This is a genomic window from Streptomyces sp. RP5T, assembly GCF_003933965.1.
Classification (GTDB): Bacteria; Actinomycetota; Actinomycetes; order Streptomycetales; family Streptomycetaceae; genus Streptomyces.
In genome coordinates, this window is record NZ_RSAJ01000334.1 from 1 (window position 1) to 9,182 (window position 9,182).

General features: G+C 71.3%; 8 protein-coding genes. 3 read left to right on the forward strand and 5 right to left on the reverse strand.

The genetic code is table 11. From position 1 onward, the window contains the following. Positions 1-7 precede the first annotated feature (7 nt). The 5 genes from EHS43_RS28505 to EHS43_RS28525 all read right to left on the reverse strand — a co-directional run bounded on the left by EHS43_RS28505 (position 8) and on the right by EHS43_RS28525 (position 5,668). Positions 8-1,714, reverse strand: a complete 1,707-nt coding sequence (locus EHS43_RS28505) for a bifunctional uroporphyrinogen-III C-methyltransferase/uroporphyrinogen-III synthase (protein WP_125193603.1) — start codon at positions 1,712-1,714, stop codon at positions 8-10. Then, positions 1,711-2,670 (reverse strand): hydroxymethylbilane synthase, encoded by a 960-nt coding sequence (gene hemC, locus EHS43_RS28510; protein ID WP_125193604.1) that lies wholly within the window; start codon positions 2,668-2,670, stop codon positions 1,711-1,713. The genes EHS43_RS28505 and hemC overlap by 4 nt, the downstream gene beginning before the upstream one ends. Further along, positions 2,667-4,379 (reverse strand): glutamyl-tRNA reductase, encoded by a 1,713-nt coding sequence (locus EHS43_RS28515; RefSeq protein ID WP_125193605.1) that lies wholly within the window; start codon positions 4,377-4,379, stop codon positions 2,667-2,669. Before EHS43_RS28515 ends, hemC begins: the two co-directional genes overlap by 4 nt. Further along, positions 4,376-5,146, reverse strand: a complete 771-nt coding sequence (locus EHS43_RS28520) for a redox-sensing transcriptional repressor Rex (protein ID WP_053848649.1) — start codon at positions 5,144-5,146, stop codon at positions 4,376-4,378. The genes EHS43_RS28515 and EHS43_RS28520 overlap by 4 nt, the downstream gene beginning before the upstream one ends. Before the next feature lie 234 nt (positions 5,147-5,380). Beyond that, entirely contained in the window at positions 5,381-5,668 is a 288-nt protein-coding gene (locus EHS43_RS28525; protein WP_125193606.1) for a glutaredoxin family protein, read from the reverse strand. Between the two features lie 117 nt (positions 5,669-5,785). Here EHS43_RS28525 and EHS43_RS28530 point away from each other — a divergent pair, with 117 nt between their 5' ends. The 3 genes from EHS43_RS28530 to EHS43_RS28540 all read left to right on the forward strand — a co-directional run. Continuing rightward, positions 5,786-6,712: an HAD family phosphatase gene (locus EHS43_RS28530; RefSeq protein ID WP_125193607.1), complete on the forward strand. Its 927-nt coding sequence runs from the start codon at positions 5,786-5,788 to the stop codon at positions 6,710-6,712. Positions 6,713-7,026: 314 nt separating this feature from the next. Beyond that, positions 7,027-7,800 carry an ECF subfamily RNA polymerase sigma factor, BldN family gene (locus EHS43_RS28535; protein ID WP_125193608.1) on the forward strand — a complete coding sequence of 258 codons (774 nt, stop codon included), beginning with the start codon at positions 7,027-7,029 and terminating at the stop codon, positions 7,798-7,800. 233 nt (positions 7,801-8,033) lie between these two features. Beyond that, on the forward strand, positions 8,034-9,182 hold a 1,149-nt coding region (locus EHS43_RS28540), incomplete at its 3' end, for a DUF5667 domain-containing protein (protein WP_125193609.1).

The window sequence follows — 9,182 nt, forward strand, 5'->3', positions numbered from 1 at the left end:
ATCACGCTCAGGTCGTCGACCGCCGCCGCCGGGCCCCGGGCCTCCGCTCACTCGGCCGCGTCACCGGATCCCCGGCTTCCACCGCCGCCGCCCGCCGCTTCAGCCCGAAGTCGGCGAGGGCCTCGGCCAGCTTGTGCACGGACGGCTCGGGCGCCATGACGTCGACCCGCAGCCCGTGCTCCTCGGCGGTCTTGGCCGTGGCGGGGCCGATGCACGCGATCACGGTCACGTTGTGCGGCTTCCCGGCGATACCGACCAGGTTGCGCACGGTGGACGACGACGTGAAGAGCACGGCGTCGAACCCGCCCCCCTTGATCGCCTCCCGGGTCTCCGCCGGCGGCGGCGAGGCGCGCACGGTCCGGTAGGCGGTGACGTCGTCGACCTCCCACCCGAGCTCGATGAGCCCGGCGACCAGCGTCTCGGTGGCGATGTCGGCGCGCGGCAGGAACACCCGGTCGATCGGGTCGAAGACCGGGTCGTACGGCGGCCAGTCCTCCAGGAGACCGGCGGCCGACTGCTCACCACTGGGCACCAGGTCGGGCTTCACACCGAAGGCGATCAGCGCCTTGGCGGTCTGCTCGCCCACCGCCGCGACCTTGATGCCGGCGAAGGCCCGGGCGTCCAGCCCGTACTCCTCGAACTTCTCGCGCACGGCCTTGACGGCGTTGACCGAGGTGAAGGCGATCCACTCGTAGCGCCCGGTCACCAGCCCCTTGACCGCCCGCTCCATCTGCTGGGGCGTGCGCGGCGGCTCGACCGCGATGGTCGGCACCTCGTGCGGCACGGCCCCGTAGGACCTGAGCTGGTCGGAGAGCGAGGCCGCCTGCTCCTTCGTGCGCGGCACGAGAACCTTCCAGCCGAACAGGGGCTTGTTCTCGAACCACGAGAGCTGGTCGCGCTGCGCGGCGGCCGAGCGCTCACCGACCACGGCTATCACCGGCCGCCCGCCCTCAGGCGAGGGCAGCACCTTGGCCTGCTTGAGCGTCTGGGCGATGGTGCCCAGGGTGGCCGTCCAGGTCCGCTGGCGCGTGGTCGTACCGGCGACGGTGACGGTCATCGGGGTGTCGGGCTTGCGCCCGGCCGCGACCAGCTCACCGGCGGCGGCGCCCACGGAGTCCAGGGTCGTCGACACGACCACGGTCCCGTCCGACACCCCCACCTCCGTCCAGCACCGGTCGGAGGCCGTGCGGGCATCCACGAAGCGCACGTCCGCGCCCTGCGCGTCCCGCAGCGGGACACCGGCGTACGCGGGTACGCCGACGGCCGCGGCCACACCGGGCACGACCTCGAAGGGCACGCCCGCGCGGGCGCAGGCCAGCATCTCCTCGGCGGCGTACGCGTCGAGTCCGGGGTCCCCGGACACCGCACGCACGACCCGCCTGCCGCCCCGCGCGGCCTCCATGACAAGATGTGCCGCATCCCGTACAGCGGGGACAGGAGCGGTTGTTGACGTGCCGTCAACGACTGTCAGTTGGGGCGCGCCCGTGCCCGGAACCGGAGCCGACGACGACTCCATGTCCGTGTTCACGACGGCGACGCCCGACCGAGCGTGGACGCGCACGACGTCGAGCACCTCGTGCCCGGCGACGAGAACGTCCGCGTTCGTGAGCGCCTCGACGGCGCGCAGAGTCAGCAGTCCCGGATCTCCGGGTCCGGCACCGAGGAAGGTGACGTGCCCTTGTTCAGGACCGACGGGAAGGGTGGTGGGGCTCACTGTGCTCGCTCCCCCATCAGACCGGCCGCGCCCTGGGCAAGCATCTCGGCCGCGAGTTCACGGCCGAGCGCCATTGCCTGGTCGTGCGTCTCGGGCACGGGACCGGTGGTGGACAACTGCACCATGCGCGAGCCGTCGGTGGTGCCGACGACGCCCCGCAGGCGCATTTCCTTGACAATCTGCCCGTCGGCCAGCAGGTCGGCCAGCGCGCCCACAGGGGCGGAGCAGCCGGCCTCCAGGGCGGCGAGCAGTGACCGCTCGGCGGTCACGGCGACCCGCGTGAACGGGTCGTCGAGCTCGCCGAGCGCCGCGATCAGGTCCGCGTTGTCCGCGGTGCACTCGATCGCGAGTGCTCCCTGGCCGGGAGCGGGCAAAACCGTGTCGACCGAGAGGAAATCGGTCACTTCGTCGATCCGGCCGAGGCGCTGCAGCCCGGCGGCTGCCAGCACCACCGCATCCAGTTCACCTTCGCGCACGAACCGCATCCGGGTGTCGATGTTCCCCCGGATCGCAACCGTCTCGATATCAAGTCCGTGCGCGCGGGCGTACGCGTTCAGCTGCGCGGTCCGCCGGGGCGAACCGGTACCGATGCGGGCGCCCCGGGGCAGGTCGGTGAACTTCAGGGCGTCCCGGGCGACCAGGACGTCCCTCGGGTCCTCGCGCTCGGGGAGCGAGGCCAGCGCCAGCTCGTCCGGCTGCCCGGTCGGCAGGTCCTTGAGCGAGTGCACCGCGAAGTCGACCTCGCCCTTGAGCAGGGCCTCGCGCAGCGCGGTCACGAACACACCCGTGCCGCCGATCTGCGCGAGCGCCTCCCTGGACACATCGCCGTACGTGGTGATCTCGACGAGCTCGACGGGCCGTCCGGTCACCTGGCTCACGGCTTCCGCCACCCGCCCGGACTGGGCCATGGCGAGTTTGCTCCGCCTGGTCCCGAGCCGTAGCGCCTTGGTACTCATGACGAGCCTCGGTCTTTCTCATCGCTGGTGCTGTCCTCGGCGCGGGAGACGGCGGCCACCGTCTCGGGGTCGAGGTCGAACAGGGTCCGCAGCGCGTCCGCGTACCCGGCGCCGCCGGGCTCGGCCGCGAGCTGCTTGACCCGCACGGTCGGCGCGTGCAGCAGCTTGTCGACCACGCGCCGAACGGTCTGCGTGATCTCCCCGCGCTGCTTGTCGTCCAGGCCGGGCAGCCGCCCGTCGAGCCGCGCGATCTCACTCGCGACGACATCGGCGGCCATGGTCCGCAGCGCGACGACGGTGGGCGTGATGTGCGCGGCCCGCAGCGCCGCCCCGAAGGCGGCCACCTCGTCCGCGACGATACGGCGGACCTGGTCGACGTCGGCCGCCATGGGGGCGTCGGCCGAGGCCTCCGCGAGGGACTCGATGTCGACGAGCCGGACCCCGCCCAGCCGGTGCACGGCGGCGTCGATGTCCCGGGGCATGGCGAGGTCGAGCAGGAAGAGCGAGGGGGCCGGCCGCGGGATCTCGGCGACGGGCTCGGGCCTGCGCCGCTCGGGAACCCGCCCGATAACGGCGACGGTGGCGGCCAGCGCGGCGATGACGTCGGCCTCCTGGGCCGGGTCGACGACGGGGACGGATCCCTGCGGCCGGGGCGCGTTGTCCACCCAGGCGGCGTGCTGCTCCAGCTCGGAGGCGGCCATCCCGGCGACGGCGGCCTCCCCGAGCACGGAGAAACCGGGGGTGACGGGCATGGGGGGCAGGTCGAGCGGACAGTTCTCTTCGCCACTCGGCTCCGCCGAGCCGCGGGCAGTCGTGCCGCTTGGAGCGGCTCCCGGCCCGAAGGGGGGCGGCACCTCGTCAGCGCCGGGTTGCGCGACCCATCCCCGCCCGGCAGCAACGGCCTCAGCGGTCAGTACCAGCCCGGTGGCCCCCGTACAGGACACCACGACATCGGCACGTGTCAGCTCGTCCGGCACCGAGTCCATCGGTACCGCACGGGCAACCACGTCCCCGGCGTCACTGAGAATCTCCGCCAGCCGCTCAGCCCGCTCAGCGGTCCGGTTGGCAACAACGATCTCGGCGACCCCCACCCGCGCCAGCGTCGCCGCGGCCAGCGAGGACATCGACCCGGCGCCTATGACCAGCGCCTTCTTCCCGCGCGCCCAGTCGGACACCTCGGCGCCCAGGGCGAGCTGCTCCAGCCCGAAGGTCACCAGCGACTGCCCCGCCCGGTCGATCCCGGTCTCGGAGTGCGCCCGCTTGCCGACCCGCAGGGCCTGCTGGAAGAGGTCGTTGAGCAGCCGCCCGGCGGTGTGCAGCACCTGCGCCCGGGCCAGCGAGTCCTTGATCTGCCCGAGGATCTGCCCCTCGCCGACGACCATGGAGTCGAGCCCGCAGGCCACGGAGAACAGGTGGTGGACGGCGCGGTCCTCGTAGTGCACGTACAGATAGGGAGTGAGCTCGTCGAGCCCCACCCCGCTGTGCTGGGCGAGCAGCGTCGACAGCTCGGCCACACCCGCGTGGAACTTGTCCACGTCGGCGTACAGCTCGATCCGGTTGCAGGTCGCGAGCACCGCGGCCTCGGTGGCCGGCTCCGCGGCGACCGTGTCCTGGAGCAGTTTCACCTGCGCATCGGCATGCAGCGCCGCCCGCTCCAGCACACTGACCGGCGCGCTGCGGTGGCTCAGCCCGACGACGAGAAGACTCATGCCGGCATCACGGCGGGTACGTCCCCGTCGGGCCCCTTGTCGGCGGCCGCGGAACCGTCGCGGCCGGCGGCGACCGGACCGGCGCCGTCGGAGGCGGCGGCCTCCTCGCCGGCCTTGCGCTGCTCGTGGAAGGCGAGGATCTGCAGCTCGATGGAGAGGTCGACCTTGCGCACGTCGACGCCGTCAGGCACGGACAGCACGGTCGGCGCGAAGTTCAGGATGGAGGTGACCCCGGCGGCCACGAGCCGGTCGCAGACCGGTTGGGCGGCACCGGCGGGGGTGGCGATGACACCGATGGACACGCCGTTGTCCTCGATGATCTTTTCCAGGTCGTCCGAGTGCTGCACGGGAATGCCCGCGACGGGCTTTCCGGCCATTGCCGGATCGGCGTCGATCAGCGCCGCGACCCGGAATCCGCGGGACGCGAAGCCGCCGTAGTTGGCGAGAGCCGCGCCGAGGTTGCCGATACCGACGATCACAACCGGCCAGTCCTGGGTCAGGCCGAGTTCGCGGGAGATCTGGTAGACGAGATACTCGACGTCGTAGCCGACACCGCGCGTTCCGTAGGAACCCAGGTAGGAGAAGTCCTTGCGCAGCTTCGCGGAGTTGACCCCCGCGGCGGCCGCGAGCTCCTCGGAGGAGACCGTGGGCACCGAGCGCTCCGACAGTGCGGTCAGGGCGCGGAGGTACAGCGGAAGCCGGGCGACGGTGGCCTCGGGAATCCCTCGGCTACGGGTCGCCGGTCGGTGAGTTCGGCCAGTTGCCACGGTGCTCCTGCGGGTAGAGCGGGGCTGTAGGCGGTCACACGTCCCCGGACCGCCCCGTCGAAAGCAGGCTATGTCTTTGTGAACGCGTGCACAAAGATGGTGTCCGATTTGCCCGGCCAACGTGACCGGGGTCACGCACGTCTCTCTCGGAGGCAAAACCGCACACTTCCCTCATCAATCCCGCCCCCAAGGCCACTTCGCCATCGATCCTAAGCGACCGGCCGACGGGCCGGACTAGTCCGTCAGGGCCTTACGGAGGCGCTCCTCGTCCACCCGCCAGAAGGTGTGCTGCTCACTGTCGACGAGTACGACCGGGATCTGTTCCCAGTACTGGTCGTGGAGTTGAGGATCCTGGTCGATGTCCTTGCGCTCCCAGGGAACCCCGAGATCTCCACACACCTTCTCGATCACCAGCTGTGCGTCATCACACAGATGGCAACCGGGCTTGCGGATCAGGGTGACGAGCCGGTCCTCGGGGGCCCTGGCCTGCTTTCGGCGGAAGATGGGACTCATGCGGGCCATTCTCCCGCGCGTCGGCGCCGGGCGCGGCCCCCCTTTTAACGGCACAGTCTTGGAGTGTTCACACCCTCCAAACCTCTCGACTCCGGAACCACCGAACAGACTGGCTATGCTCACGCCATGGCCGCTCTCGGATGGCTCACTCCCCGTAGGCGCTCCGCCACGGCGCGCAGCGTGTTGGCAGGCGAGGCCTCGGCGGAGGCTGCCCGCAAGTCCTCCCAGGAGGTCGAGGAGACCCCGGGCAGGGAACCCGAGTCCCAGTTCCCGGTCCTGGGCGACGACAAGGCCGCCGCCTTCTTCGACCTCGACAACACGGTGATGCAGGGCGCGTCCCTCTTCCACTTCGGCCGCGGCCTGTACAAGCGGAAGTTCTTCGAGACCCGCGACCTGGCCCGCTTCGCCTGGCAGCAGGCCTGGTTCCGGCTGGCCGGCTCCGAGGACCCCGAGCACATGCAGGAGGCCCGCGACTCGGCGCTCTCCATCGTCAAGGGCCACCGCGTCGCCGAGCTCCAGTCGATCGGCGAGGAGATCTACGACGAGTACATGGCCGAGCGCATCTGGCCGGGCACCCGCGCACTGGCGCAGGCCCATCTGGACGCCGGCCAGAAGGTGTGGCTCGTCACCGCGGCCCCGGTGGAGATCGCCCAGGTGATCGCCCGCCGCCTCGGCCTGACCGGCGCGCTCGGCACGGTCGCGGAGTCGGTGGACGGCGTCTACACGGGCAAGCTGGTCGGCGAGCCCCTGCACGGCCCCGCGAAGGCGGAGGCGGTCCGCGCCCTGGCGGCGGCCGAGGGCCTGGACCTGTCGCGCTGCGCGGCCTACAGCGACAGCCACAACGACATCCCGATGCTCTCGCTGGTGGGGCACCCCTACGCGATCAACCCGGACACCAAGCTGCGCAAGCACGCCCGGCGGCTGGACTGGCGCCTGCGCGACTACCGCACGGGCCGCAAGGCGGCGAAGGTCGGCATCCCGGCGGCGGCCGGCGTGGGCGCGGTGGCGGGCGGCACGGCGGCGGCGATCGCGCTGCACAAGCGCCGCCGGTAACCCGGCAAACACACCAATCCCCGGGTTTTGCACGCGTAACTCCGTGTGCAGGCACATTGGCTGCACACGGCCACAACACGCCCTGTTCCCTGACAGATCGCGACCGTTTTCGATCAACAACCGGTCACTCTGTGGTGCTTGAACGGCCCCCAATCGGTTACAGAAGCGACGTAATCGATGAATAGAGCAACTGGGTGTAGCAGTGCCTGCACTAAGCGTTATTCTCCTCAGACGCAATCGGGTACCCCTCCGTCGCTACGACGGGTGAACGGTCCCGCACTGCACGTGATGGAAGCTCTGCCTCTGGGAGTCCCGTGTACCCACACGTCGGGGTTGACGCCTCGGGCCTGGCTACGCTGCGCGCAACGGTCCTGGACCTGTTGCGCGGCTTCGTCCCCACCGCGTACGCCGGCCCCGCCCTCGCCGTAGCCGCGGCACCGATCGGCCCGTGCTACGCACTGGCCGACGGCTCCGCGGCCGTCGGCAGACGAGGGCGTTCGACCGGTGCCACGCCGGCCCGCCGTCCGGCCGCGGACAGCGACAGCGCCCGCATGATGGACCTGGTCGAACGCGCCCAGGCCGGCGAGGCCGACGCTTTCGGCCGCCTGTACGACCAGTACAGCGACACGGTGTACCGGTACATCTACTACCGGGTAGGAGGTAAGGCCACCGCCGAGGACCTGACGAGCGAGACGTTCCTGCGCGCGCTCAGAAGGATCGGCACGTTCACCTGGCAGGGCCGCGACTTCGGCGCCTGGCTGGTCACCATCGCGCGCAACCTCGTCGCCGACCACTTCAAGTCGAGCCGGTTCCGGCTCGAGGTCACCACCGGCGAGATGCTCGACGCCAACGAGGTCGAGCGCTCGCCCGAGGACTCCGTCCTGGAGTCCCTGTCCAACGCCGCGCTGCTGGACGCCGTCCGCCGGCTCAACCCGCAGCAGCAGGAGTGCGTGACCCTCCGTTTCCTCCAGGGCCTGTCGGTCGCCGAGACCGCCCGGGTGATGGGGAAGAACGAGGGCGCCATCAAGACCCTCCAGTACCGGGCCGTGCGCACCCTGGCCCGGCTCCTCCCGGACGACGCCCGCTGACCGCGTACGCCGGGTGACCATCAACTCGCTCTCGGTGAAAGTCCGTTGACTCCCCGATCCGATCATCCGCAGTCCGTAACCCAAGTGCCGCGCCACTCGTTGTGCGGGATGCAGGCTCCCTGTGGTCACTCCCTGGCCGACTCCGATCACCCGATCGTGTACTTGTGCTCAGGGCGTGCAACCCTCAGGACCCCCTGGGGAGTCGACCGTCATGACGAGAGGAGGTGCCGCCAGTGATCGCGAACGTATCGGCGCACCGGCGGGCGAACGCCTTCGCCCAGGCCCTGGAGGAGCTGTCCGACCGGGAACCGGCGGCCGAGCAGTCCGAAGGACAGGCGTCGGCCGCCGCGGAACACCCCGACCCGGGCCGTCTTCTGGCCCTCGCCGAGAGCCTCGGCGAGTTGCCCAGGCCTGAGCTGGACCCCGAGGTCAAGGTCGTCCAGCGCGCCCAGCTGGTGGCCGCGATGGAGGCCATGCTGCTGGAGGGCGACGGGGCGGAACCCGCGGTCCCCGAGCAGCGCTCCCATCGGGCCAAGGGCACCCACCGGGCGAGTCCGCTCGGGAAACTACGACCGCGTTCCCGGCTCACCAAGGGCCTGGCCGCGGGCGGCCTGAGCGTCGGAGTCGCCGCCGGAGCCTTCGGCGGTGTGGCCGCGGCCAGCTCGGACGCGCTGCCCGGGGACTCGCTGTACGGCCTCAAGCGCGGCATCGAGGACTTCAAGCTCACCTATCTGTCCGACGGGGACGACGAGCGCGGTGTCGCCTACCTCGACCAGGCCTCCACCCGGCTGAACGAGGCCCGTCGGCTGATGGAGCGCGGCCGGGGCGGCCACCTCGACCACGAGTCCGTGGGCGAGATCCGCCGCGCCCTGTCGGGCATGCAGCACGACGCCTCCGAGGGGCACCGCCTGCTGCACGAGGCGTACGAGCGCGACCCGAACTCCCTGGGCCCCATCCAGGCCCTCGCCGGCTTCTCGCGCTCGCACCGCGACGCGTGGGGCGCGCTCCGCGACCGGCTGCCCGTCCAGCTCGGCGATGTCAGGGACCAGGTGTCCGAGGTCTTCGAAGCCATAGACGAAGAGGTCGCGCCGCTCCAGTCCCTGCTCCCCGAGACTCCGGCCCAGGGCGGTGACACGGGAGGCCCGCGGCAGGGCGGTTCCGGCTCGGCGTCCTCGGACTCCTCGACCGGTTCCGGCCGCTCGACGGCTCCCGGCACCGGCGAGCACCACGGAGGCAGCAGCAGCCCCGGCAAGTCGACCCCGTCCGGCAGTCAGGACGACGGCCTGCTCGGCGGCGACACCGGCGGCCTCCTCGACCCGCCGAAGGACACCGGCAGCACCACCTCGACGTCCCCGTCCCCCTCGGCCGACCCGGACGTCACC

What these genes read in the sequence shown, in the direction of transcription:
- hemC (WP_125193604.1), bottom strand. Translation starts at nt 2,670, where the DNA reads ATGAGTACCAAGGCGCTACGGCTCGGGACCAGGCGGAGCAAACTCGCC.
- EHS43_RS28525 (WP_125193606.1), bottom strand. Translation starts at nt 5,668, where the DNA reads ATGGCCCGCATGAGTCCCATCTTCCGCCGAAAGCAGGCCAGGGCCCCC.
- EHS43_RS28515 (WP_125193605.1), bottom strand. Translation starts at nt 4,379, where the DNA reads ATGAGTCTTCTCGTCGTCGGGCTGAGCCACCGCAGCGCGCCGGTCAGT.
- EHS43_RS28530 (WP_125193607.1), top strand. Translation starts at nt 5,786, where the DNA reads ATGGCCGCTCTCGGATGGCTCACTCCCCGTAGGCGCTCCGCCACGGCG.